This is a genomic window from Protofrankia symbiont of Coriaria myrtifolia (assembly GCF_900634755.1).
Lineage (GTDB): Bacteria > Actinomycetota > Actinomycetes > Frankiales > Frankiaceae > Protofrankia > Protofrankia coriariae.
Map to the genome: position 1 here is coordinate 8432 of NZ_CAAAFS010000132.1, position 25317 is coordinate 33748.

The 25317-nt window shown below is 69.4% G+C and carries 15 protein-coding genes and 3 pseudogenes; 10 read left to right on the forward strand and 8 right to left on the reverse strand.

Features of this window, described 5'->3' with window-relative positions; genetic code table 11:
* The 3 genes from CM1CMNOD_RS24365 to CM1CMNOD_RS07435 form a co-directional block, all read right to left on the reverse strand.
* Positions 1 to 1640: substrate-binding domain-containing protein (locus CM1CMNOD_RS24365; protein ID WP_431607655.1), on the reverse strand; the 1640-nt coding region annotated here is incomplete at its 3' end.
* A gap of 149 nt (positions 1641 to 1789) precedes the next feature.
* Positions 1790 to 2971, reverse strand: a complete 1182-nt coding sequence (locus CM1CMNOD_RS07430) for a toxic anion resistance protein (protein ID WP_013873053.1) — start codon at positions 2969 to 2971, stop codon at positions 1790 to 1792.
* 40 nt (positions 2972 to 3011) lie between these two features.
* A complete protein-coding gene (locus tag CM1CMNOD_RS07435) occupies positions 3012 to 4112 on the reverse strand; it encodes a hypothetical protein (RefSeq protein ID WP_013873054.1) in 1101 nt (366 codons plus the stop codon).
* Between the two features lie 510 nt (positions 4113 to 4622).
* Here CM1CMNOD_RS07435 and ppdK point away from each other — a divergent pair.
* The 3 genes from ppdK to CM1CMNOD_RS07450 all read left to right on the forward strand — a co-directional run bounded on the left by ppdK (position 4623) and on the right by CM1CMNOD_RS07450 (position 10204).
* Positions 4623 to 7322: a pyruvate, phosphate dikinase gene (ppdK, locus tag CM1CMNOD_RS07440; protein ID WP_013873055.1), complete on the forward strand. Its 2700-nt coding sequence runs from the start codon at positions 4623 to 4625 to the stop codon at positions 7320 to 7322.
* Positions 7323 to 7426: 104 nt separating this feature from the next.
* On the forward strand, positions 7427 to 8098 hold the full coding sequence (locus CM1CMNOD_RS07445; RefSeq protein WP_013873056.1) for a YdcF family protein: 672 nt from the start codon (positions 7427 to 7429) through the stop codon (positions 8096 to 8098).
* A 228-nt stretch (positions 8099 to 8326) separates the two neighbouring features.
* Complete coding sequence (locus CM1CMNOD_RS07450) at positions 8327 to 10204, forward strand: transketolase (protein ID WP_013873057.1); 1878 nt, start codon at positions 8327 to 8329, stop codon at positions 10202 to 10204.
* Positions 10205 to 10375: 171 nt separating this feature from the next.
* Here the strand turns inward: CM1CMNOD_RS07450 and CM1CMNOD_RS07455 are convergent, their stop codons facing one another.
* Both CM1CMNOD_RS07455 and CM1CMNOD_RS21595 read right to left on the reverse strand, forming a co-directional pair.
* Positions 10376 to 10915: a PH domain-containing protein gene (locus CM1CMNOD_RS07455; protein WP_013873058.1), complete on the reverse strand. Its 540-nt coding sequence runs from the start codon at positions 10913 to 10915 to the stop codon at positions 10376 to 10378.
* Positions 10916 to 10956: 41 nt separating this feature from the next.
* On the reverse strand, positions 10957 to 11112 hold the full coding sequence (locus CM1CMNOD_RS21595; RefSeq protein ID WP_013873059.1) for a hypothetical protein: 156 nt from the start codon (positions 11110 to 11112) through the stop codon (positions 10957 to 10959).
* Between the two features lie 95 nt (positions 11113 to 11207).
* Here CM1CMNOD_RS21595 and CM1CMNOD_RS07460 point away from each other — a divergent pair, with 95 nt between their 5' ends.
* The 6 genes from CM1CMNOD_RS07460 (at position 11208) to CM1CMNOD_RS07485 (ending at position 20554) form a co-directional block, all read left to right on the forward strand.
* Positions 11208 to 12458, forward strand: a complete 1251-nt coding sequence (locus CM1CMNOD_RS07460) for a deoxyguanosinetriphosphate triphosphohydrolase (protein ID WP_043603239.1) — start codon at positions 11208 to 11210, stop codon at positions 12456 to 12458.
* Positions 12459 to 12936: 478 nt separating this feature from the next.
* Positions 12937 to 14874 (forward strand): DNA primase, encoded by a 1938-nt coding sequence (dnaG, locus tag CM1CMNOD_RS07465; RefSeq protein WP_013873061.1) that lies wholly within the window; start codon positions 12937 to 12939, stop codon positions 14872 to 14874.
* Between the two features lie 40 nt (positions 14875 to 14914).
* Complete coding sequence (locus tag CM1CMNOD_RS07470; RefSeq protein ID WP_013873062.1) at positions 14915 to 16093, forward strand: RNA polymerase sigma factor; 1179 nt, start codon at positions 14915 to 14917, stop codon at positions 16091 to 16093.
* 422 nt (positions 16094 to 16515) lie between these two features.
* Positions 16516 to 17235 carry a class E sortase gene (locus CM1CMNOD_RS07475; protein ID WP_347176459.1) on the forward strand — a complete coding sequence of 240 codons (720 nt, stop codon included), beginning with the start codon at positions 16516 to 16518 and terminating at the stop codon, positions 17233 to 17235.
* A 327-nt stretch (positions 17236 to 17562) separates the two neighbouring features.
* The gene (locus CM1CMNOD_RS07480; RefSeq protein WP_131772370.1) at positions 17563 to 18903 is read left to right on the forward strand and encodes a hypothetical protein; all 1341 of its coding nucleotides are present in this window, start codon (positions 17563 to 17565) and stop codon (positions 18901 to 18903) included.
* 424 nt (positions 18904 to 19327) lie between these two features.
* Positions 19328 to 20554: an IS66 family transposase gene (locus CM1CMNOD_RS07485; RefSeq protein ID WP_043603242.1), complete on the forward strand. Its 1227-nt coding sequence runs from the start codon at positions 19328 to 19330 to the stop codon at positions 20552 to 20554.
* Here CM1CMNOD_RS07485 and CM1CMNOD_RS07490 read toward each other — a convergent pair.
* The 3 genes and pseudogenes from CM1CMNOD_RS07490 to CM1CMNOD_RS07500 form a co-directional block, all read right to left on the reverse strand.
* Positions 20458 to 20937 (reverse strand): annotated as a pseudogene (locus CM1CMNOD_RS07490) (transposase); the annotation flags it as partial. The gene CM1CMNOD_RS07485 and the pseudogene CM1CMNOD_RS07490 sit on opposite strands and share 97 nt — an antisense overlap.
* A 7-nt stretch (positions 20938 to 20944) precedes the next feature.
* A complete protein-coding gene (locus CM1CMNOD_RS07495) occupies positions 20945 to 23044 on the reverse strand; it encodes an ISAzo13 family transposase (RefSeq protein WP_013873067.1) in 2100 nt (699 codons plus the stop codon).
* Positions 23045 to 23096: 52 nt separating this feature from the next.
* Positions 23097 to 23871, reverse strand: a pseudogene (locus tag CM1CMNOD_RS07500) (IS256 family transposase); the annotation flags it as partial.
* Between the two features lie 133 nt (positions 23872 to 24004).
* On the opposite strand from CM1CMNOD_RS07500, the pseudogene CM1CMNOD_RS07505 reads away from it, so the two are divergent.
* Positions 24005 to 25231 (forward strand): annotated as a pseudogene (locus CM1CMNOD_RS07505) (NF041680 family putative transposase); the annotation flags it as partial.
* Positions 25232 to 25317 lie beyond the last annotated feature (86 nt).

The following is a 25317-nucleotide window of genomic DNA, read 5'->3' on the forward strand; positions in this document are numbered from 1 at the left end:
CCGCCGCCGACCAGCGGTCCGGCTCCCCACAGTGCCGCGTACGCCCTGGTCGCGTACACCGGAGCCGCGGTGGTCACTGATAGCCACGGATGTCCTTGAACACGTCCGTCAACGAGGATGTCCGCGCGTCGAACGTGGCGCCGCCGGTGTCGGTGGCGATCGAGCGCAGGTCGTCCGGGCGTGCCTCGCCGAAAATGACGCAGAACGTGCGGACGTCCCGAGCCTGTTGAGGAAGCCCCTGGTAGTCGGCGTGGAACTGCGCGGCTGACAGCCCGGTGTTGTTCTCGCCGTCCGTCATCAGGACGATCGATGTCAGGTAGCCGGGCTCGCGGGCGATCGTGTCGGAGGCGAGATGGTACGCGTCCGTGAGCGCGGAGTAGATGGCTGTTCCCCCCCTGTACCTGTAGGCCGTCGATGTACGAGCGGATCGCGGCCAGATCCGGTGAGGATGCCTGCGTGTCGGTCACGGTGAACTCGCGGGGTCTGCCGACCGAGCTGTTGAAGAGCAGCAGAGTGATCTTCTCCCGGCCACGGAACCGGGTGAAGCGGCCGGAGAGCGAGGTGTCGGTGCCGGTGAGTCCCGCCAGCGCTGATTTCAGGTCGGCCATGCGCTGGCCGGCCATGGAGCCGGACCCGTCCAGCACGAAGATCGCATGTGACGGCCGGCGGAAACGGTCGAAGTAGGAGCTCAGCAGCTCGTCGGCGACCGCCTGGGTGGCGGGAAAGGGCAGTTCGATCAGGCGGGTCGCGGGAAACCTCGGGTCGAGCGCCACACCCGGGACGGCTGGGCGGCGGTTCGTGTCGGTCTGCAGCCGCTGTTGAACCGCCGGGCTGCGCAGCCAGTTCACCACCCGGGTGTACTCGTCCCGCCGGGCCGGGTCGAGCAGAAGCACGGGGTAGTCGGCGGTGATGATGCCGTCCCTGGGATAGACGATGGTCAGCGGCTCGCGCAGCCGGCCGGAGCGTTGCAGGGACAACAGCACCGATTCGTAGTTGATCATTCCGTCGACGTTCTGCGGGCGGTTGACGAAGGTGTCGGCGAGCCAGCCCGAGCTGCCCGCGGTGAGCGTCTGCCCCGAGAAGAACGATGTCAGCGCGTCGCCGCGGATGTCGGAGGTCCGCAGCGCGTCCGATGTTCCGGCGAGCGCGGCCGCGACACCCACCAGGGCGCTGAACCCGGAGTTGGATGCCGCCGGGTTCGTCATGGCGTACGTCAGCTCACCTGAAGTGACCTTCGCGGCGATGTCCGACCAGGTGACGTTCGTGTTGTTCGTCCAGCCGAACTTCGTGGCGAGTGAGGCCCGGACGCCGAGGACCACCGGCGATCCCATGATCGGGGTACGGGCGGCGGCCGCTGTCGCACCACCGGGCAGCAGCCGCAGGTAACGGTCGGAGGAGAACCAGGCGGCGTCCGCTCCCGAGGAACGCCCGATGATTTTCTCGGCGCCGTCGAGCGTTCCGGTGTAGGTCAGCCGCACCGTGACCCCGGTGGCCGCACGCAGGTCGTCCAGCAGCGGTTCGATGTCGGCGACTTCCGAGCCGGCGAGTATCCGCAGCACGCCCGGTCTGCCCGGGCCGGGCCCCGGCGGCGGGTCGGAGTCGGAGCCGCAGGAGGCCACGGCGAACACGACTGCGCACACGGCGAGAAGCCCGAACGCGACCGTGCGCAGAGAGTGCCCGCGTCTGCCGCACGCGAGACCACGGCTGAAGGCGACGGTTCGAGTGGCCGAACCGGAGGGTGCGCCAAGCCGCGACGACGCGCTCACGTGCGGGGAACGGGGGTGCCGGGTCACCGCCCGCCGCCGGAGATCTCCAGCTCCCCGGCCGTGGCCGAAGCGGCCTCGGTGGGAGCGGTCGCGGCGGCCCGGTCCAGGTACGCGGTTGCCTTCCCCACCTCCTCGGACAGCGTCTCCACCGTGGTCCGCATGCTCTCCAGGGCGGCGCTGCGGTATCCGTCGATCGTGTCGATCGTGGCGTAGATGTTGGCGAACGCCTGCTGGAGGGCCTGCACCGACACGGTCGAGGACGCCGCCTGCTCATGGATCTGGCCGGTCTGCCGCCGCAGCAGCTCCGAGGTGCCGACGATGATGCGCTCGGTCGTCTCGTTCAACGCGGAGATCTGGTCGAGTACCAGCTTCTGGTTGGCCAGCGCCTGCGCGACGATCACCGCGGTGCGCAGCGCCGCGACGGTCGTCGTGCTCGCCCGGTCCACACCCTTGATCAGTTCGAGGTTGTTGCGCCGGACCATCTCCAGCGCGAGGTAGCCCTGCGCGCTGACCGCGAGCTGGGTGAGCAGGTCCTGGTGCTTCTGCCGCACGTAGAACAGGACGTCCTCGCGCAGCGCCCGAGCCCGCTCCGGGTCGCTGACGCCGATCCGGTCGATCCGGGTGACAAGTTCGGCGTCGAGGTTCGCGGCCAGTTGGATGTACTCACGCAGCTTGCCCATAGTGGTCCACAGATTGTGTTTTTCCTGCTCGATCGCGGCGTTGTCCCGCCGCAGCTCCTCCTGCCCGTTCTGCAGCGCCTGCAGAATCGCGTCCAGATGTGCCTGTGACGACCGGTAGGAGGCGAAGTAGTCCCGCAGCCGGTTCCCGAACGGGATCACGCCGAGCAGCTTTTTCGGGCCCAGCAGGTTCGCCTTGGACGGATCGAGGTCGCCGACCACTCTGCGCAGCTCCACCAGGGAGGTCGACACCGACGAGGTCGCGTCGAGCGCGCCGGAGTTCATCGCCCGTGCCGGCTTGTCCAGCAGCCGGTTGGAGACCGAGGCGGACGCGCGGATCTCCTTCTCGCCCATCCGGTGCACCGCGGCGACCTTGGTGGTGAAGGCAGGGGAGGCCGGGTCGATGCCGATCAGGGCGTCGGCGAAGGCCACCGCCTGGTCGGCCAGGCGCGCGGCTGCCTGAGGACTGATCGGGACGGCGGGCCCGGCCTGCTCGGGGGCTACCGGCGCGACGGCCGCGGGCGGCACCAGGACCAGCTGTGCGCCGGTGTCGTCGGTGGCAGGCTCATCAACCCGGCCCCTTCGTGTACTGCGCCTCGATCCGACGGATCATCTGTTCGGATATCTCCGCGCTCGGTGGTTCGATGACGTTGACCAGTTGCGGTACGGGGCCGCTTCCGCGTTCGGCGGCGTACTGCCGGCCGTAACCGGCGTCCGCGGTGCGGAATCCGTGTCGCACGGCGAGCCGCTGCAGTTCCGGGTCGGTCGTGAGCAGGCGCCCGACCGTGTCTCCGGCGGAGGTGAGCGGCACAACGGTGTGTTTGGCGTAGATGGTCGGACTCGGATACATCAGCACCATGTCGTTGGTCAGCGAACCGTCCCGGGCGAGCGCGTGGGCCCGGAACTGGGCCTCGTAGACCATGACCATCGGCGTTTTCCCGATGCCGATGGTCAGGAAGTCGTCGAACGGCTCCTGGGACGACGCGTCCAGATAGCCCTGTTTGAGGAAGAGGGGCGCGAGCCGGTCCGTGATCCGTTCGGCCGCTCCGGGATCGGTGACCACGTTTCCGCCATTGCTCACGTAGGAGGCGATCGCCAGATAGAGGGCGGCCGAGTTCGACGTCCGCACGTCGGTCGAGCTGATGAGGAGGGACTTGTCGGTCCGGTAGACGTTGTTCCCGGGTAGCTGCGACCATCGGGTGTCCGCCGCCACCAGGTCGAGATACCTGCGCATGTCGAACAGGTAGTGGTCACCTTCTCGGCTGCTGACGCCCGCCGCGGTCAGCAGTTCCGCGATCGGTGCGAAGGTGGCTATCGCCATGGGCGTGAAGAAGGGCATGTAGGAGGCGCTGATCCCGCGATCGCGCCTGATGTGGTCGGCCTGTGGAGCGTCGGCCGGGAAGGCCAGGTCGAAGCCGGTCAGGTCGCGGGTGGTGGCGATCTCACGCGATCCGGCAGAGGTGATCTCAAGCCGGTAGCCGGCACGGTCGAGGGCGGCGACCACGTCCGGATCGGAGAAGAAGGGCTGTTTCTCCGACGAGACCAGCGCCCGGACCGTGGTCCTGTTCCCGTGCGGAGCGGGCCGGGTTCGCGGGATGATGATCACAGCGAGGACGCCGATGGTGAGCAGTCCGGCAAGCGCGAGTCCGAGAACGCGGTGGCCTCGCACGGCGTCCTCCCCCTCCTTCGACGCTGTTGGTCCGGGCAGTGTTGGTACGCATCATGGCTGGTACGCATCATGGTCTGTCCGCCGTGACCGGCAGGCTCCTGGCCGGCAGGGTTTGGAATATGTACGAATTTTGTTCACCTTTCGGACATGGACAGAATTTCTCCTGTTTATCCGGTTGGGACGCGTCCGTCGTGAACGAATAATGATCGGGTAGTTTTCCGGCAGGGCTGCGGGGAATCGTGACGGACGACCAGTGAACGCTCCGGATATTTCCCGGCGCGGCCGGGAGCCACCTGCGCGTGGCGCGTGGGACAGCTGGTTCCCAAAACATGTTTCAGGACGATCTGTGACGGTAGGCTGCTGGCCATCAGGGGCCAATCCGACGGACTGCCGGGCGACTTCTCGGGAGGAGGAGCCGCGGATCTGTCCGTATGACCTGCGCGAGCCGGGGTGACGTGGCATGGTCGAATCGGCGGTGGTTCGCGGGAGGCGGGACACGAGGGGGCGGCCATGACCACCTATGTGTACGACTTCCATCAGGGGAACAAGGATCTCAGGGACCTTCTCGGCGGTAAGGGCGCCAATCTCGCCGAGATGACGAACATGGGACTTCCCGTCCCGCCCGGTTTCACGATCACCACCGTCGCCTGTCGTGAGTATCTTGCGCACGGCCGGGTGCCGGCGGCGCTGCGCGACGAGGTCGACGAGCATCTGCGCGCGCTCGAACAGGCAATGGGCCGGCGGCTGGGTGACCCGGACGACCCGTTGCTCGTTTCGGTGCGTTCGGGCGCGAAGTTCTCCATGCCGGGCATGATGGACACCGTCCTGAACATCGGCCTGTCGGACGCGTCGGTACCCGGCCTGGCCAGGCAGTCCGGCTCGCCGCGCTTCGCCTGGGACTCCTACCGGCGCCTGCTGGCCATGTTCGGCAGGACTGTGCTCGAGGTGCCCGACGAGCTGTTCGACGACGCTCTGGAGGCGGTGAAGAAGGCCCGCGGAGCAAACAGCGACCTGGAACTCGACGAGACCGACCTGCGCGGGCTGGCGGAGACGTTCAGGACGATCGTCCGCGACCGGACCGGCCGGGACTTCCCGCAGGACCCCCGGGAGCAGTTGGACCTGGCGATCCGGGCGGTGTTCGACTCCTGGAACGGTGAACGCGCCCGCCTCTACCGCCGGCAGGAACGCATTCCCGCGGATCTCGGTACCGCGGTCAACGTGGTCGCGATGGTGTTCGGCAACCTGGGTATGGACTCGGGCACCGGCGTGGCGTTCACCCGCGATCCGGGCAACGGCGACCAGGGCGTTTACGGCGACTATCTGCAGAACGCCCAGGGGGAGGACGTTGTCGCGGGCATCCGGAACACCCTGCCGCTCACGGCGCTGGCGTCCATCGACCGGCCCGCCTACGACCAGTTGTTGTCCGTCATGGCGACCCTTGAACGGCATTACCGCGACCTGTGCGACATCGAGTTCACCATCGAGCGCAACAAACTGTGGATGCTGCAGACGCGGGTCGGGAAACGCACCGCCGCCGCGGCCTTCCGGATCGCCGTCCAGCTCGTCGACGAGGGCCTGATCACCATGGACGAGGCGCTGGCCCGGGTCACCGGCGCCCAGCTCGCCCAGCTGATGTTCCCCCGGTTCGCCGCGGACGGGCAGGCCCGGCAGATCGCCCGGGGGATGAACGCGTCCCCCGGCGCCGCCGTCGGGCAGGCCGTCTTCGACTCGCGGCGGGCGGTTCAGCTCGCCGCCGCCGGTGTCCCGGTCATCCTGGTCCGCCGGGAGACCAACCCCGACGACATCGACGGCATGATCGCCGCACAGGGTATTCTGACCTCCCGCGGCGGGAAGACCTCCCATGCCGCGGTGGTCGCCCGCGGCATGGGCCGGACCTGCGTGTGCGGCGCCGAGGAGATCGACGTCGACACCCACCGGCGGCAGGCGGCCGTGCCGGGCGGCCTCGTCGTCCACGAGGGGGACGTGCTCTCGATCGACGGCTCGTCCGGCGTGGTCTACCTCGGCGAGGTGCCGGTGGTGCCCTCGCCGGTCGTCGAGTACTTCGAGGGGAAGCTGCGCGCGGACGGCTCCGACCCGCTGGTCGACGCCGTCCACCGGATCATGACCCACGCGGACGCCGCCGCCCGGCTCGGAGTGCGCGCCAATGCCGACACCGCGCAGGATGCCGAGCGTGCCCGCCAGTTCGGGGCCGTCGGTATCGGGCTGTGCCGGACCGAGCACATGTTCCTCGGCGAGCGCCGGAAGCTGGTCGAACGGCTCATCCTCGCCGACGGTGACGAGGAGGCCGATGCCGCGCTGGCCGCGCTGCTGCCGTTGCAGCGCGACGACTTCGTCGAGATCCTCGCGGCGATGGACGGCCTGCCCGTGACGATCCGGCTGCTCGACCCGCCGCTGCACGAGTTCCTGCCCGACCTCACCGAGTTGTCGGTGCGGGTGGGCGTTGCCGCCGCGACCGGCGAGGCCGGCGTGGACGGTGAGGTCGTGCTGCTGGAGGCGGTCCGCCGGCTGCACGAGGAGAACCCGATGCTCGGGCTGCGCGGGGTGCGTCTCGGGCTGCTCATCCCGGGGCTGGTCGCCCTGCAGGTGCGGGCGATCGCCGAGGCCGCGGTCATCCGCCGCCGGCGGGGCGGGGACCCGCGTCCGGAGATCATGGTTCCGCTGGTGGGCGCGGTCCAGGAGCTGGAGGTCGTCCGCGAGCAGGCCGAGCGGGTGCTGGCCGAGGTCGCCGCCGAGAGCGGGATCGATGTGCCCGCGCTGATCGGTACGATGATCGAGGTGCCGAGGGCGGCGCTGACCGCCGGCCAGATCGCCGGAGCGGCACAGTTCTTCTCGTTCGGGACGAACGACCTGACCCAGATGAGCTGGGGTTTCTCCCGTGACGACGTGGAGTCGTCGTTCTTCTCCCGCTACCTCGAGCTGGGCATCTTCGGCGTGTCCCCGTTCGAGTCGCTGGACCGGGACGGGGTCGGCCGGCTGGTGCGGCTCGCGGCCGAGGAGGGGCGGGCGGCCCGGCCGGAGCTCAAGCTCAGTGTCTGCGGGGAGCACGGCGGCGACCCGGACTCCGTGCACTTCTTCCACCGGATCGGGCTCGACTATGTGTCGTGCTCGCCGTTTCGCCTGCCGGTCGCCCGGCTGGAGGCCGGCCGGGCCGCAGTCCTCGCGGCTGACCAACCATCGGACACGGCCTGACCGAGCCCGGCGGGCGCCCGGGTGGCCGGTTGGCCGGCCGGTGTGCCCACTGTGCGGTGGAGCACCTGCCATCCCGCGCCGATTTGGGCATACCGTGACTGCCTGTGGTTACTATCCCGCGGCCGTGGACAGCGCGGTGGCTGCACGCGCGCTGGTGGGTGTGGCTACTGAGGGTGGTTGCGATCCTCGTCCTGGCCGGCGTGATGATCAGCGTTTTCGCGATGATCCAGATATGGGTGGTGGGGCGTTCGGACGACCAGCGCCGGTCGGACGTCCTGATCGTGCTCGGCGCCTCCCAGTTCAACGGCCGCCCGTCCGCGGTGTTCGCGGCCCGGCTCGACCATGCGCTGGCCCTCTACCGCGCCGGTGTAGCACCCCGGATCGTGACGGTCGGCGGCTCCCAGGTCGGTGACGTCTACACCGAGGCGCGGGCCGCGGCGAACTACCTGGTCTCCCGTGGCGTCCCGGCCAGTGCCGTGGTTGTGGTGGGCGAGGGCAGGGACACGCTGGGGTCGTTGCGGGCGGTGGCAAGGATCATGGCGGTGAACCGCTGGCGGTCCGCGGTGGTCGTGACCGATCCGTGGCATTCGCTGCGCTCGCGGACCATCGCTCGTGATCTTGATATCGACGCGGTCACCTCGCCGGCTACCACCGGCCCGACTACCCGCGGTATTGCCACCACACTGCGTTACATCCTTCGGGAAGGTGCCGCGTACCGCTTCTACCAGCTCTTTCACCGGGCGACCCCGGTCGGCGCCGCCCCCGGCGCGCTCTGACCCGCCGACTGACTTCCGCGGCCCGGCCGCGCGGGAGCGGGCACCGCGGGCCGCGGCAGGGAAACACGCCCACCGGTACCGTTCGGGACGGTGGAACCCGGGGTAGAGCCCACATGGCCGCTCGCGTGGGCGGTGCCTGTGCGTATCCGCTGGATCGTCTCCGGTAACGCCACCGGCTGCCTTCCGGCACCGCCCAGGCACGGATACGCAGGCGTACAGGAGGCTGGTGTGGCAACTCCCGTGTCCGAGATCGCGATCGACCCGACCGACCTCGACCAGATCCGCGAGCTGGCGCGGCAGTTGCGGGTGGACTCGATCCGGGCGACGACGTCCGCCGGGTCGGGCCATCCGACATCGTCGATGTCGGCCGCGGACGTACTGGCGGTGCTGGTCGGGCGGCACCTGCGCTACGACTGGGACAGGCCGGACGACCCGGCCAACGATCATCTGATCTTTTCCAAGGGGCATGCGTCCCCGCTGCTGTACGCGGTGTTCAAGGCCGTCGGTGTGGTGTCCGACCACGAGCTGATGACCGGTTACCGCCGTTACGGCCAGCGCCTGCAGGGGCATCCGACGCCGGTCCTGCCCTGGGTCGACGTGGCCACCGGCTCGCTCGGGCAGGGGCTGCCCGACGCGGTCGGGGTGGCGCTCGCCGGCCGTTTCCTCGACCGGCTTCCCTACCGGGTGTGGGTGCTGTGCGGGGACAGCGAGATGACCGAGGGCTCCGTCTGGGAGGCGCTGGACAAGGCGTCCTACTACCAGCTGTCGAACCTGACGGCGATCGTGGACGTCAACCGGCTCGGCCAGCGCGGCCCGACCGAGCTCGGCTGGGACCTTGACACCTACGCCCGCCGGGTCGAGGCGTTCGGCTGCCGGGCGCTCGCGGTCGACGGGCATGACGTCGCCGCGCTCGACGAGGTCCTGACCGAGGCGTCCGGCTCCGACCGGCCGGTGGTCGTGCTCGCCCGCACCCGCAAGGGCGAGGGCTTCTCCGGGACGGCCGACGCCGAGGGATGGCACGGCAGGCCGTTGCCGGCCGACCTGGCCGAACGCGCGATCGCCGAGCTCGGGGGCGAGCGTCACCTGCGCGTGCGCGGCCCGCTGCCGCCGCCGGATGCCGGCCGCCGGCCGGCATCCGTGCCGCCGGCCGAGGTGCGCCTGCCGACCTACCCTCTCGGCACCCGGGTCGCCACCCGCAGGGCGTACGGGCAGGCGCTCACCGCCCTCGGCGCCCGCCCGGAAGTGGTGGCCCTGGACGCCGAGGTCGGCAACTCCACCTACACCGAGGACTTCGCGTCGGCCCACCCGGACCGTTTCTTCGAAATCTTCATCGCGGAGCAGCAGCTCGTCGCCGCAGCGGTCGGGCTGTCGGCGCGCGGGTATGTCCCGTTCGCGTCCACCTTCGCCACGTTCTTCTCACGGGCCTACGACTTCATCCGGATGGCCGGGATCTCGGCGGCGAACATCCGCCTGTCGGGATCGCACGCCGGCGTCGAGATCGGCCCGGACGGCCCGTCCCAGATGGGGCTGGAGGATCTGGCGATGATGCGGGCGGTGCACGGCTCGCGCGTCCTCTACCCCAGCGACGCGGCCAGCGCGGCCAGGCTCGTCGAACTCATGGCCGAGCTGGACGGGGTCAGCTACCTGCGCACGACCCGGGGCGCCTACCCGGTGATCTACGGGCCGGGGGAGTCCTTCACCGCCGGTGGCTCCAAGGTGCCGCGTCGGTCGGACGCCGACGTGATCACCCTGATCGGCGCCGGTGTCACCCTGCACCACTGCCTGGCGGCGGCGGACGCGCTCGCGGCCGAGGGCGTCCCGGCCCGGGTGATCGATCTCTACTCGGTCAAGCCGGTGGACGTCGCCACCCTGACGGAGGCGGCGCGGGCGACCGGCGGCCGTCTCGTCGTGGCCGAGGACCACTACCCCGAGGGCGGCCTGGGCAGCGCCGTTCTGGAGGCGACGGCCGCGGCCGGCGTACCGGTGCGCCTCGCCCATCTCGCCGTGCGCGAACTGCCCGGCTCGGGCACCCCGGCCGAGCTGCTCGCCGCGGCGGGCATCGACGCGGACCACATCGCGGCGGCGGCCCGGACCCTGCTGCGCTGACGGGCCCACCAGCGGTGCGACAGGGCCCGGACGGGCAGATCTTCTCGCTCGTCATGGTCGGGCGTGGAAAAGATTCCCGCCCGAGGAACGCGGCACGGGCAGCCGTCCTGGCATGGCGGCGTCGGGACAGGTCAGGAGCCGCCGTCGTACGGACGGGGCGTCCAGGTGAGGTCAGTCGTCCGAACCGCTGGGCGCCGGCGCACCTCCGAACATCATGTCGCACATCGTCAGGTAGAGCCGGTCCGGGCGGGGCAAGAACTGGATCTTCGACAGGGCCTGGTCCTGCCCGGCGGATTCGACGATGAACTCGCCGTATCCGAGAAGTCGGCCCATCGGGTCCCGGTTGTAGGTGAGGTCTGTCACTTTTTCCAATGGCATGGTCTGTACCTTGCGGAAAAAGATCCCGGACACCTTCAGCAGACGCTTGTCCGTGACCATCAGGTGCTCGAAGTGCCAGTCGGCGACTTTCCACAGCATCCTGAGGATCATGAAGAGCGCGAACCACCAGGGCAGCGCCAAAACGTACCCGCTGGCGTCCAGGCCGTTCAGCAGAATCACGAGCAGGATCACGCCGATGACGGACGCCAGGGTCTGTAGAAAGATGGTGAGCAGGATCGCCCAGTGCATCCGGACCTTCACGACCAGCCGTTCCCGGGTGGCGAGGTACTTGTCGTCCCTGGCGGTGGGGTCAGGGATCCGGATTCTCACCATGGCCATCGTCTCCCGGATCGGGTTGCTGGCTCACCTTAGCTTCACAGAACGGCGTCGGTGACGAAGTCTGACAAACTGTTACCAACAGACTCCAGTCCGTCGATGGCCCGCTCGATAATGCTGGCGGCGCTCGCGGGAAAGCTCACGACGAAGAAAATGACGAACGCGATGAGACCGTATCTGACGATCTTGTCCACGGCGGGCCTCCGGGCCGAAGTTGGGCGGGCTGACCACAAAGTATCGCCGCTTCGCACCTCGGACGTACGGAAATCGCGCCTATACGCTCGGGCTTGTGGCCAAGAGGTGGTACGCCGCGTCCGACGTGGTCCGTTGGGGCGAGGAGCGACAGAAGAGTACACCGGACGATCGGACCTGGTTCGAGCGGGACCGCGCGCGTGTCCTACATTCCAGCGCCTTACGCAGGCTGGCCGGCAAGACCCAGGTGGTGGGCCCGCTCGACGACGACTTCCCGCGCACCCGCCTGACCCATTCCCTGGAGACCGCTCAGGTCGGCCGGGGCCTGGCCCGCTCGCTGGGCGCCGACCCGGACCTGGTCGACGCGGCCTGTCTCGCCCACGACATCGGCCACCCCCCCTTCGGCCACAACGGCGAGGCCGCGCTGGACGCGGCCGCCGGGGAGTGCGGGGGGTTCGAGGGCAACGCGCAGAGCCTGCGGGAGCTGACCCGGTTGGAGGTCAAGGTCGTCGACGTCCGCGGGCGGGACGCCGGCCTGAACCTCACCCGGGCGACGCTGGACGCGTCCCTGAAGTATCCGTGGGCACGGCGGCCCGACACGCCGAAGTTCGGTGTGTACGCCGACGATCTGCCGATCTTCGACTGGGTCCGCGACGGCGCGCCGGCCGGCCGGCGCTGCATGGAGGCCCAGATCATGGACTGGGCCGACGACGTGGCCTACAGCGTCCACGATCTGGAGGACGGGGTGGTCGCCGGCCTGATCGACCTGGGCCGGCTGGAGGATCCGGGACGGCGGGCCGAACCGGTCGCCTCGACCGCGACGCGCTACCCGGTGGCGCCGGCGGCGGCGGTGGGCGAGGCGCTGGACCGGCTGCGCCGACAGCCGTGGTGGGTGACCGGGCCGGCCACCACGCCGGACGCGTTGCGCGCGGTCCGGACGATGACCAGCGAGCTGATCGCGCGCCTGTGCGTGGCTGCGGTCCGCGCCACCCGGGAGGCGCACGGCGACCTGCCGCTGTGCCGTTACCACGCCGACCTGGTCGTGCCCGCCCCGACCGTCGCCGAGTGCGCGCTGCTCAAGGGGGTGACCGCCTCCTTCGTCATGGACCGCCGGGACGCGCACGAGCGCCAACGGCGCCAGCGGGAGGTCATCGCGGAGCTTGTCGCGCTGCTGCTCGCGCGCGCGCCGGAGGCGCTCGACCCGCTGCTGCGGCCGGCCTGGGCCGCCGCCCGTGACGACGCGGCGAGGCTACGGGTGGTCGTCGACCAGATCGCCCGGCTCACCGACGCCAGCGCGGGCCGTCGCCACGCACAACTGACCGGCCGGCGCTGGCCGGCGGTTCTGTGACGGCGTCCCCGCCCTGGAAGCAGTGCTCTCACGGACTGTCTCCCGCGGACTGTTTCGTGTGGACGGCCCGTGTGGACGGCCCCGCCCCGGCGGTGGCCGCCCGGCCCGTGGATCGCGTGGCCGGTCACGCTCCGCGCGGACGGCTCCGGGACCGGCTGTGACCCCCTGCCGCCGGCCGCGTGACGGTGCCGCGGTGCCCGGCGGCACCGGGCGCCGACCGGCGCGTCGCCGACCCGTTGGGAGCGTCCGGGACACGGCGTGTCACATGCTGCGGTCGTAAGATCGGCACTGCGGTCCAGATGACAAGTAACATCGGGGAAGAATGCGGGTCTGCGGGGGCCCGGACAGTCTTCCGGAGGGCTGCCTTCCGGAGGGCTGACAGCCGGTGGTGACACCCGGTGGTGACACGAGGTGCGCGCCGGACGGCCTCCGTGACACCAGCCCGCTGGCGCTCCACCCGGGACGCAGGGAGGGACGTGTGGCCGGACGCATCCGTGACGCCGATGTCGCTGCCGTGCGTGACCGCTCGCCGATCGCTGACATCATCGGCGACTATGTGCAGCTCCGCCCGGTCGGCAGCGGCCAGTTGCGGGGCCTGTGCCCGTTCCACGACGAGAAGACGCCATCGTTCAACGTCCGGCCGCAGGTCGGCGCCTACCACTGCTTCGGCTGTGGCGTCGGCGGCGACGTGATCGCCTTCGTGCGGGCCATCGACGGGCTGTCCTTCCCGGAGGCGGTCGAACGGCTGGCCCGCCGTGCCGGGATCGCCCTCACCTACGAGGGTGGGGGAGTGACCAGCCGCGCGGTCACCAGCCAGCGCCAGCGGCTGCTCGACGCCCACCGGGCGGCCGCGGAGTTCTACGCCGAGCGGCTGGCCGGCGCCGAGGCCGGCGACGGCCGGGCCTTCCTCGCCGCCCGCGGCTTCGACCAGGAGGCGGCGGCGCGGTTCGGCGTCGGTTACGCGCCCGCCGGCTGGGACACCCTCACCCGTCACCTGATGGGCCGGCACTTCACCGCCGCGGAGCTCGTCCTCGGTGGCCTGGCCAAGCAGAGCAGCCGCGGCAGCCTCATCGACCGGTTCCACCGCCGGCTGGTCTGGCCGATCTGCGACCTCGCCGGGGACGTGGTCGGGTTCGGCGCCCGCCGTCTCGCCGCCGACGACCCCGGGCCGAAGTACCTCAACACGCCCGAGACCCCGCTGTTCAAGAAGGCCAACCTGCTCTACGGGGCCGACCTGGCCCGGCGGGAGATCGCCCGGCGATACCAGGTCGTCGTCGTCGAGGGTTACACCGACGTGATGGCCTGCCACCTCGCCGGGGTGCCGACCGCGGTCGCCTCCTGCGGCACCGCGTTCGGCAGCGAGCACGTGACGGTGCTGCGGCGGCTGCTGATGGACCAGAGCGAGCACCGCGGCGAGGTCGTGTTCACCTTCGACGGCGACGAGGCGGGCCGCAAGGCCGCCATCCGGGCGTTCGAGTTCGAGGAGCGTTTCGTCACCCAGACCTTCGTGGCGATCGAGCCGTCCGGGCTGGATCCGTGCGATCTGCGCGTCCAGCGCGGGGACGTGGCCGTGCGCGACCTGGTCGCCTCCCGCCTCCCGTTGGTGGAGTTCGCCATCCGCGGGAAGCTGGCCGGCTTCGACCTCGACACCACCGAGGGACGTCTGGCGGCGATCGACGCGGCCGCCCCTCTGATCAACAAATTGAAGGATCGAGGGCTACGACACCGTTACGCGGTTAATCTGGATAACTGGCTTGGTTTTCTGGACGAGGAGTTCGTGGTGCGGCGGGTCGCTGAGCATCGGCCACGAGGGGCCGCCGGTGGTACGGCGTCCCTCGACGGCCCTGCCCACGGCCAGGGCGACCACGCGGCGCGCGGCGGTCGCACCGGCGGCCGGGCCGAGCTGCCGCGTCGGCATGACGCCGTCGCGGACGACACTGTCGTGGCGGTGGAACGGGAGGTACTCAAGGTCGCCCTCCAGTATCCGGGACTTGCCGGCCCGGTGTTCGACACGCTCTCCCCGGAGCTGTTCACGGTCCAGGAACACCGCGCCGTCCGTGAGGTGATCGCTGCCGTGGGCGGTGTGTGCGCCGGTCTGCCCGCCGCCGGTGACGTCCAGACCTGGGTCAAGACGGTGGTGGAGGCGGCCGGGCAGGACGAGCTTCGGCGGTTCGTCATCGAGCTTGCCGTGGAGGCGGTGTTCTGTGACCACGATGTGGACGACCGGTATGTCGATGAGCAGATGTCACGCGTACAGGAGTTGCAGGTGACCCGTCGCATTGCGGATCTGAAGTCGCGTGTGCAGCGGCTCAATCCCGTAACCGACGCCGAGACGTTCAGACGCGCATATGGTGAGCTGATCGCCTTGGAACAGCACAAGCGCCAACTCCGGGAGCGGGGCCTGGGTGCCGCGTAACCTGGGTCGATCCCGAGAAGGAAGTGACGAGATTCCGACCATGAGTCCAGCCGTCCTACCGCGCGAAGCCCAGGTGGACGAGGTCAAGGACCTCATCACCCGAGGCAAGGAGATCGGTTTCCTCACTACCGAGGACGTCACGGTCGCCCTCCAGGCGGCCGAGCTGCCACCGGAGCAGACCGACGCCGTCCTGCAGGTCCTCAACGACGAGGGCATCGAGATTCTCGAGGCGGGTGGGGAGGACGCCGAGGAGAACGACCTGCTCGCCCGGCGTCGTCGTGAGGAGGAGGAGCTGGCGCTCAAGGCGCCGACCTCCGACCCGGTGCGCATGTACCTCAAGGAGATCGGGAAGGTCCCGCTGCTGACCGCGGAGGAGGAGGTCGACCTCGCCAAGCGGATCGAGGCCGGCCTGTTCGCCTCCGAGAAGCTCGCGGCGGCCACCCGCAAGACCTCCCCGCAGATGCGCCGCGACCTGGAGGCGATCGAACGTGACGGGCAGATCGCCAAGCGCAAGCTCGTCGAGGCGAACCTGCGGCTGGTGGTGTCGATCGCCAAGCGCTACGTGGGCCGCGGCATGCTGTTCCTGGACCTCATCCAGGAGGGCAACCTCGGTCTGATCCGCGCGGTGGAGAAGTTCGACTACACCAAGGGCTACAAGTTCTCCACCTACGCCACCTGGTGGATCCGGCAGGCGGTCACCCGGGCCATCGCCGACCAGGCACGCACCATCCGCATCCCGGTGCACATGGTCGAGACGATCAACAAGCTGATCCGCATCCAGCGGCAGCTCCTGCAGGACCTCGGTCGTGAGCCGAGCCCGGAGGAGATCGCCAAGGAAATGGATCTCACACCTGACAAGGTGCGTGAGATCCTCAAGGTGTCCCAGGAGCCGGTCTCCCTGGAGACGCCGATCGGTGAGGAGGAGGACTCCCACCTCGGCGACTTCATCGAGGACTGCGACGCGGTCGTGCCGGTCGACGCGGCCAGCTTCATCCTGCTGCAGGAGCAGTTGGATTCCGTCCTGCACACGCTCTCCGACCGGGAGAAGAAGGTCATCCAGTTGCGCTTCGGGCTCACCGACGGCCACCCGCGCACGTTGGAGGAGGTTGGCCGGGAGTTCGGGGTCACCCGCGAACGCATCAGGCAGATCGAGTCGAAGACGCTGTCGAAGCTGCGCCACCCGTCCCGGTCCCAGAAGCTGCGCGACTACTTGGAGTAGACACCCCTACAGGTAGGGGGTCCCGCGCGGCCGGGCGAGGCACGGGCCGCTCGGTGGCTGTCGGCAGCAGACGGTGTTCCGGCTGCCGTGCGCCGATTTGTCGTGCCTCGTTGTGTACTCTATGTCGCTCTGTGTCCTTGTTGTGTCCCGATGCCGGTAAACCGGCCGGAGTCGTCTCTGCGGGTCGGAGCGCACTAGTAGTCACTCGATGACTTAAAGTACCCATCATGGGTACTGTGCTGCCTCATCCCGATGCCCAGGGCGTTCCTGGACCCTGGAACGGGCCACAGACACGGGCAGGAGCATCACCTGCCGTGGTGGGGACGCGGCCGACGCGTCCGCTCGGCGGGCAGATCGGTGCGGACGGCGCACCGTCAGGATCATCCAGCCGGCAACCGCCCGGCCGACAGCTACCGGAACAGCTGCCGCGGCGGCTACCCGGCCGGCAGCCCGCGCCCCGTGGCGGGGGAGGGTCGGTCGGACGCCTTGTACGAGGCGTCGGCGAGTTATTGATCACTGTTGGTTTCGTGGTGGCGCTGTTCGTGGTCTACGAACTGTGGGTCACCGACATGGTGCAGGAGCGCACCCAGAGCCGGCTGCGCTCCGAACTGTCCCAGCAGTGGGCGGCCGCGGCCCCGGCGGGCCTGCCGCAGCCGCGGCTGGCACCCACGGCCGTCGGCGACGGGGTGGCCGTGCTGCGCATCCCTCGTTTCGGCGACGGTTACGCCCCGGTTGTCGTCGAGGGGGTGTCGGACGGCGCGCTACGGCGCGGCCCCGGACATTATCCGGGGACCGCCTGGCCCGGCGAGCCCGGCAACTTCGTCGTGTCCGGGCATCGCACCACCTACGGCCATCCGTTCAGCCGGCTGGACGAACTGCGGATCGGTGACCAGGTTGTCGTCGAGGTGCGGGACCATTATTTCGTCTATCGGGTGACGGGCTCGGAAGTGGTCGACCCCGCCCGGACGGACGTGATCCTGCCGGTACCCGGACAGCCCGGCGCACGGCCCACGAAAAGCCTGCTGACGTTCACCACCTGCAATCCGAAATACTCGGCCAGCACCCGCCTGATCGTCTTCGGTGAGCTCACCGGCACCCGGCCGAAGACACCCGGGCAGTCACTTGGCCCGGCCAGGGGGTGACGGGTGTACGGATGGATTTTCCGGCGTCTTCCCGGCGGGTTCGCCGTAAGACTCGCGCTGCTGGCCGTGCTTGTCGTGGCAGTGGCCGCCGGCCTGCTTTTCGGCGTCTTCCCGGCTGTCGAACCCCACCTTCCGCTCACTCGGGTGACTGTTGACGAATGAACCACGGCGGGGTGTTCCCCACCGGTTGGGCCCAGTTGGGCCGCGACCGTCCGGCGGCGAGAACAGCGCCCTGCACCGCGGTGCCGAACCCGGCACGCCGCACCGAACAGGACGGAGGCCACCACGGCCGATGCTGAACCTGGAGCCGTGCTGAACATGGAGCCGATGCTGAACCTGAGTCCTCCCCGCACCGGCCACCAGCATCCGCTGGTCGTCCGCCATCCGCTGGTCCGCGCCTGGCCCGTGACTGTCGTCGTGGCGGCGTTCGGGCCGTATCTCATGAACGGTGTGCGCACCGAGCAGGTGGTGGTCTACGGGTCGCTGCTGGCCAGCCTGCCGTTCCTCGCGTCGCGGCTGAGATTCGACGGACGGTACGCGTGCGTCCTGGGCCTGTGGGCGTTCCTGGCATTTTCGACTATGATCAACCCGGACAGCTCCGTCGTATCCGGCCGTTTTCTTCCGGGCAGTATGCTGTCCGGCGTCGACAACTATCTGTACCCGTTGGCCGCATTGCTCCTGGTGAGCTGCTGGCTGGCGGCCGGATATACCCGGCTGGTCCTGCTGGACGTCGTGTGCACGGCTTTTGTCGTGCTGGTCGCCGGCAACGGGATAATCGCGTTCAGCGGTCTCTTCATCAATCCGACCGGATGGTTGCAGAAGTTCTGGGGCTACGGGCCGGCCACCCTGGAGACGACGGTTGCCGTACGCGCCTTCAGCAACGGCCGGCTGACCGGGATCTTCACGCAGCCGGCCGAGGCCGGTATCGCATACTCTCTCGCGCTGTTCGCGGCGCTCTACCTTTTCGGCCGGCCCAGCCGGGACAGGCCGGTGCTGCTCGGCATCGTTGCCACTCCGGTGCTCGTCGGCGGTGTCCTGAGCGTGTCGAAGACGTTCCTGCTGATCGGTGTGCCGCTGGCGTTGTGGCAGGCGGTACGCCAGGGCTGGCGGCTTCGGCGGGTGCTCGTCATCGCCGCCATGGCGGGGCTGTTCAGGATCGCCCTCAACCAGGTCGACATTCCGCAGTGGCGCGGCGCGTGGATGCTGTCCGCGCTCTTCAGCGGCGGTGACGGCGGCAGCGTCATGGAGAAGTACACGGCGGGCCGGCTGGGGTCGAACGGCGCGTCCGGTATGGCGTTCGACTATGTCCTCGCCACCCGGCCCTGGTTCGGCTACGGCGCCAGTGGGCTCGCCGTGCCGTATGACAGCTCCTGGGTCGAGGTGATCATCGTCGGCGGCGTGCTCGGGGTGGTGCTGTTCACGCTCGTGCTGGCCGTCCTGGTCGGGACGTGGCTTGGTGGGCGACCGGCGCGGTCCGGGCCGCAACGGCCGTTCGCCACCTCCGTGCTCGTCATGAGCCTGGCGGCGACCGCGGGCCTGCCCGCTTTCACCGCCAACCGGGTGGCGCTTTTCATCTGGATTTTCCTGGCGCTTCTCCTGCTCGTCGGTGACAGCCCTCCCGACAGGACGCGGAAAGCCGCCGGAAAACCGCTGGAGAAGGCTTTGTGACAGCTCGGCGGCGAAGCCTCCGGGTAGATTTCCGCTCCGGGCCGGTAGGCGTCGCCGACCGCCCGCGCTCAGGTTCCGGCCGGGCCGGGAGGTTCGGGAACCGTGGCTTCCAGGAAGGTACCGCCGACGGTTTCCCCGAGCCCGTTATCCCGCAGTGGCAGCGCCATGGGCGGCGCTACCCGGGGCACGCCGCGGCCGCGAGCCTGTCACGATTTCCGTGTAAGCCAAAGGTGAATAGCTTACGCGTTCACGTTATCAGAAGGGTAGACGTCCGGGGAAAAGGTTGGCGAGCGAGTTGAGCGCAACTTTCCATCCGTAAACATTCACGTGGATTCGTGATCTTGCTGTGGGTGGCTGGCGTTGGAGCCGGGTGTGGATGTTGTTCGGTGTTCGGGTGTGTTGCCCGTGACGGCATGGTCGGGGCGTGGTGGTGTCGCCGGATGGGATGTCGCGCGAGGAGCTGGTTGCTCTCGTGGTGGCGCAGGCGGGGCTGATCGAACAGCTGCGGGCCGGGATCGCCGAGCGCGATGAGCGGCTGGCCGGGCAGGAGCGCCGGGTCGAGGAGTTGGCGGCGGAGGTCGACCGGTTGAGGCGGGCGGGCTCGCGGAACTCGGGGAACTCGTCGTTGCCGCCGTCGTCGGAGGGGGTGCTGCCGGGTCGGGCCGGGCCGAACCGGGCGGAGCGCCGCGCCGCCGGGGGCGGGAAGAGGAAGCGCGGGAAGCAGCCGGGGCAGGACGGGCGGACGCTGGCCTGGCGGGAGGAGCCGGACCGGGTCGAGGCGCATTTCCCGGTCGGGGCGTGTGGCTGCGGGGCGTCGCTGGCGGAGATGGCGGCGGTCGGGGTCGCCCGCTCGCACCAGTCCCACGATCTCGAGCCGGTCCGGGTCGGGGTGACCCAGCATGATCTCTACCGGGTCGTGTGCGGCTGCGGACGCTGCCACGTGGCCGCCCGGCCGGAGGGGGTGTCCGGGGCGCCGGTGTCCTACGGGCCGGAGTTGCGCGCGCTCGCGACGTACTTCCTGGTCCGCCAGCACCTGCCGGTCGAGCGGGCCCGGGAGGCGGTCGTCGAGCTGTGCGGGGTGGCGGTCTCGGCGGGCTGGCTGCATTCGCTGCTGGCCCTGGGCGCGGACGCGGTCGAGGAGTCGGTCACCGAGATCGGGGAGCGGATCGCCGCTGAGAAGGTCGCCGGGTTCGACGAGACGCCGCTGAAGGTCGGCCCGAAGGGCGAGAAGCGCTACGTGCTCTCGGCGTCGACGCTGCTGTTCACCCTGTTCATGCTGGGGCGGCGCGACAAGGCCAGTTTCCGGGTGTTCCTGCTCGGCCGGATGCTCGGGGTCGTCGTCCACGACCGCTACGCCCTCTACGACTGCGACGAGTGCACCGGGTTTCTCCACCAGTTGTGCGTGTCGCATCTCCTGCGCGACCTCCAGGACGTGGTCGAGACCTACCCGGAGGCGCCCGGGGAACGCCGGGTCGAACACGGCGGCCGACCACATCACGGTCGCGTCCGGGAGTGTGGTGTACGGAGAGTGACTCCGCGTGATCCTGGTTCAGGTTATGCGGTCAACGCCTCCGGTGTCACGCTGATCTCGGGTGTGTCGCGGGATTCCTGCGCCGGGTCGCATTTGGCGAGGATTTCCAGGCCGATGTAGCGATGGGTTTCGATCCACTCGTCGTGCTGCTCGGCCAGCACGGCACCGACGAGCCTGATGATAGCCCCACGGTCGGGGAAGATACCTACGACATCGGTACGCCGGCGGATTTCCCGGTTCAGTCGTTCCTGCGGGTTCGACGGCCAGATCTGCCGCCAGATCTCCCGCGGGTAGACGGTGAACGCGAGCAGATCGGATTTCGCGTCGGACAAATGATCGGCGATCTTGGGGAGTTTCTCTGAAAGCGCCTTGACGACCCGGTCGAACTGCACGCTGACTTCGTTCGCGTCCGCCTGGTCGAAAACAGTGCGCACCAAGGTGGCGACCCACGGCTGGGAAGATTTCGGAGTGGCGGTCAGCAAATCCCGGAGATAATGGACCTGTGCGGAATTAACCCGTCGGCGTGGCGGTCTCGTCTGCTGGTGTGAGGGAGGCGAGGAGCTGTTCAGTGGTGCGGAACTTCACCGGTGCTGGTGGCAGGTGGATGCCGTCTTCGTCGAGGATCGGGCGGACGTCGAGGAAGGCGGTGCCGATGGTGCGGTGGCTGACGCCGAACAGGTCGGCCAGTACCCGGCCGGTGGCGACTTTGCGGTGATGGAGAACGGCGGCGAGGACACGTTCGCCGCTGGTGATCTTCTGTGGGAATACGCCTGCGCGGGTTCCGGGTAGGCGCTGGCGGCCACGCTGCTGATGCCGGCGCCGTTCCACCGCTGCCGCTTGCCGGACAGACACCTGTTCGACAAGCGCGGCGAGGTCGGCGCGGCTCATGCCAGTCAGCGCGGGGTCGGACAACGCCCAGGGCAGTGACGGTCGGCCGTCGTCGTACTGTCCGCTGTGTGCGTAGGCCGTGATCTGCTCGGCCTGGGTGAACCGTAGCGTCGTCGGCTCGATGGTGATGTTCTGTTCGTGCAGGAGCTGGCGGACGTCGGTGACTGCCTCGCCGATGGTGCGTGGGTTGACCTCCAGCATGTCCGCCAGGACGCGCTGCGAGCAGATCTGGCGCAGGTGGACGACGGTGACCAGGACCCGGTCGCGGGGTGAGAGCAGGGTTCTGCCGTGGGCGCCGGGGGCGTGGCGGCGTGGTCCGCCGCGCTGCTGGTAGCGGCGCTGCTCGCGGCGGGCGGCCTGGGCTGGGGCCAGCTGTGCCGCGAGCGTGTCCATCTCGGCGGTGCTCATGCCGGTCAGACGCGGGTGGGCCAGCAGTACCAGGGTCGCGGCTCGGTCCGGAACGACCGCGGTGTCAACGGCACCGGATGAGTCCACGGCGCCGTCGGAGCGCGCCGGATGGACGGTGTAGTTCCACTTTCCGCGCACCGGATGGGACGTGATCGGGAGGGTATCGATGCGCGCTTTGCTGACCGCGACGCCGACCGGGTAGTTCTGGGTGTCCAGGTGCGCTTCGACACGTAGCCCGCTGCGGGTCCGGGTCGCGGTGATCGTGTTCACGACCACTTCATGGCTGGTTAGCGGCCGGCCGCGCCAGTTCATAGTGATCTGGGAGAACAACCGGTGCTCGATCTTGTTCCATTTCGAGGTGCCCGGCGGGAAATGACACACCGTGATTGCCAGGCCGGTGTCAGCGGCGAGTGTGGCGAGTTCGGCTTTCCAGGACCGGTAGCGGTAGCTGTTGGACCCGCCCGCGTCCGCGGTGACCAGCAGCCGGGTGGCACGGGGGTAGTCGGCCTGGCCACGGGCCTGCCACCAGCGGCGGATCGAGGCCACCGCGAACGCCGAGGTGTCGTGGTCGACCCCGACATTGACCCACCCGGCATCAGCGGTCAGGTCGTAGACGCCGTAGGGGATCGCGGTCTCACCTTGCGGGCCGGTGAAGAAACTGTGATCCTCCACCTGGACGGGGTCGCCTTTCGGTCGCCATTCACGGCCCGGGTTCGGGAGCTGGCCGAGCATCTCCTTCTTCGTATCCACGCTGATGACGGGCTCGCCGGCCTTCCGATGCTCGATGACCTGCTCGTTGAGGTAGCGGAACTGGGTATCCCGGTCAGGGTGCTGTTTCCCTTCCAGAGTCTTGGAGTTCGCCTGCAGGCTGAAACCGGCCGCTCGTAACAACCGGCGGACCGTGGACGGCGACACCGGATGCCCCTGGCGAGTGAGTTTCTCGGCGAGGTGCCGCAGTGACTTCGTGGTCCACCGCAGCGGTGACATCGGGTCACCGCGCTCGTCCGGCTCGACGAGCGCGAGGAGCGCTGCCACCACGGCCGGATCCGTGTCCTCGATGCGTTTGCGGCCCCCGCCCGGCCTGCGGACCCGTCGACCGGACAGCGGCTGTTCGCCTGCTTCCAGCTCGAACACGCCGGTGCGGACCGTGGTCTCGCTGACGCCGGCGACCCGGGCCACCGCGCGGACACCGCCGTGCCCCAGCAGCCGGGCCTCGGTCGCCAGCACCAGCCGCCGCTGCCGCTCGTCCAGGTGCGGCAGCACCACCGCGAACCGACGAGACATCTGATCCAGAACGTTCTCCGTGATCGCCATAGCACGTCATCGAACCAGACCGGTCGAACCACCAGGTTGTTCCTGCACAGGTCCAATGCGTTCGGCAACGCTGCCACGACGCGCCCGGCAGGGTCGCTCCGATCGCGGCCACCAGGCCGGCGTGGGCGTCGGAGGTGACCAGCCGGACCCCGGACAGCCCGCGGGCGACCAAGACAGGGGAAGAACGCCAGCCAGCCGGCCCCGTCCTCGGAGGAGACGACGTCGAGGCCGAGGATCTCCCGGTGCCCGTCGCCGTTGACCCCGACCGCCAGCAGGCAGTGGACGTTGATCACACGGCCACCCTCGCGGACCTTCATCGTCAACGCGTCGGCCTGCACGAACCGGTAGGGGCCGGCATCGAGCGGCCGGGAGCGGAACGCCTCGACCTGGGCGTCGAGCTGTTTCGCCAGTGCCGAGACCTGGGATTTCGAGATGTGCGCGACGCCGAGCTGCTCGACAAGCTTGTCGACTCTTCTCGTGGAGACCCCGAGCAGGTAGGAGGTGGCGATCACCGAGATCAGTGCCTGCTCGGCACGGCGTCGCCGGGTCAGGAGCCATTCCGGGAAATAGGAACCGGACCGCAGCTTGGGAACAGCGAGCTCGATCGTGCCCGCCCGAGTGTCCCACTCGCGCATCCGGTAGCCGTTCCGACGGTTGACCCGTTCCGGAGATACCTCCCCATATTCGGCATTGCAGATACCGTCCGCCTCGGCGCTCATCAGCGCTTCAGTGAACATCTTCACCATCGAGCCCAGAAGATCCGGACTCGCCGCGGCGAGTTCCTTGCCGAACCCCTCGGTGTCGGTCACAGTCGGGCGTACGGCCATCGCGTTGCTCCTTACTCGAGTTCTTCACAGGTCCTCGGAAGGATCACGCGGTGGTCGCTCTACGTCACAGACCGCCACTCCGGCGAGTCGTTAGATCGTTACTCTTCGTACACCACGTCCATGGACTCCAGCCCTGACACTGGCCCCGGAGCACCGTCGCGGCCACGGGGCGTTGTACGACGGGCTGAACAGCGGCCGGTTAGAGATCGCCCGGCTGCGACGTGCACTCGCGGACCTTCCGCTGCCCGCGGCCGCCGGCGGACGACTCGTGCTGGCCGTTGATGTCAGCCCGTGGCTGCGCTCGGACGCGTTGACCAGCGCACAGCGGCTGTTCTGCCACGTGCACGGCCGTGCGAAGAACCAGTCCCAGCTGATTCCGGGCTGGCCGTACTCCTTCGTCGCGGCCCTCGAACCCGGCCGGACGTCGTGGACCGCGGTCTTGGACGCGGTCCGCTTGGGTCCTGCCGACGACGCCACGGCGGTGACGGCCGACCAGCTCCGGGCGGTCGTGGGCCGTCTGGTCGCCGCCGGGCACTGGCGCGACGGCGACCCGAACATCCTGATCGTGATGGACGCCGGTTACGACGTCACCCGGCTGGCGTTCGTCCTGGCTGACCTGCCTGTCGAGGTCCTCGGCCGGATCCGTTCCGACCGGGTGCTGCGGCTGCCCCCACTACCCCGACAGCCCGGCGCCAGCGGCCGTCCACCGAAGCACGGCCCCGAGTTCGCCCTTGACACGCCCGCGACCTGGCCCGCACCGCGGCACACCACGATCACCGACACCAGCCGCTACGGAAGGGCCACCGCGACCAGTTGGGACCGGCTACACCCCCGACTGGCCCCCCGCACCTGCTGGATCGACCACCCCGGCGACCTGCCGATCATCGAAGGGACCCTCATCCGGCTGGAGGTTGACCACCTGCCCGGCGACCGCGACCCCAAGCCCGTGTGGCCGTGGTTCTCCGCAGTCGCGGCCACCGCCGCCGACATCGACCGCGCCTGGCAGTCGTTCCTGCGCCGGTTCGACCTGGAACACACCTTCCGGCTGTTCAAACAGACCCTGGGCTGGACCCGCCCGAAGATCCGCACCCCGCAGGCCGCCGACCGCTGGACCTGGCTGATCATCTCCGCCCACACCCAGCTCCGCCTCGCCCGACACCTGGCCGCCGACCTGCGCCGACCCTGGGAGAAACCCGCCCCACCGGGACGCCTCACGCCCGCCCGGGTCCGCCGAGGGTTCCGGAACCTTCGCACGATCATGCCCCTTCCCGCCAGCGCACCGAAACCCACCAAAGCCGGTCCCGGCCGTCCTCCCGGCTCGACCAACCGCAGCCCAGCACCCCACTACGACGTCGGATAGTAACTAGTCAGGTAGTTTTTGACCTTGAGTTAGCTGATCGCGGGCATCCAGGGACGGCCCTCGGCAAGTTGGACGAGAGCATCGAA

Coding starts and splice junctions, on each gene's coding strand:
- ppdK (WP_013873055.1), top strand. CDS start 4,623: ATGACCACCTATGTGTACGACTTCCATCAGGGGAACAAGGATCTCAGG.
- CM1CMNOD_RS07455 (WP_013873058.1), bottom strand. CDS start 10,915: ATGGTGAGAATCCGGATCCCTGACCCCACCGCCAGGGACGACAAGTAC.
- CM1CMNOD_RS07470 (WP_013873062.1), top strand. CDS start 14,915: ATGAGTCCAGCCGTCCTACCGCGCGAAGCCCAGGTGGACGAGGTCAAG.
- CM1CMNOD_RS07480 (WP_131772370.1), top strand. CDS start 17,563: ATGCTGAACCTGAGTCCTCCCCGCACCGGCCACCAGCATCCGCTGGTC.
- CM1CMNOD_RS07495 (WP_013873067.1), bottom strand. CDS start 23,044: ATGGCGATCACGGAGAACGTTCTGGATCAGATGTCTCGTCGGTTCGCG.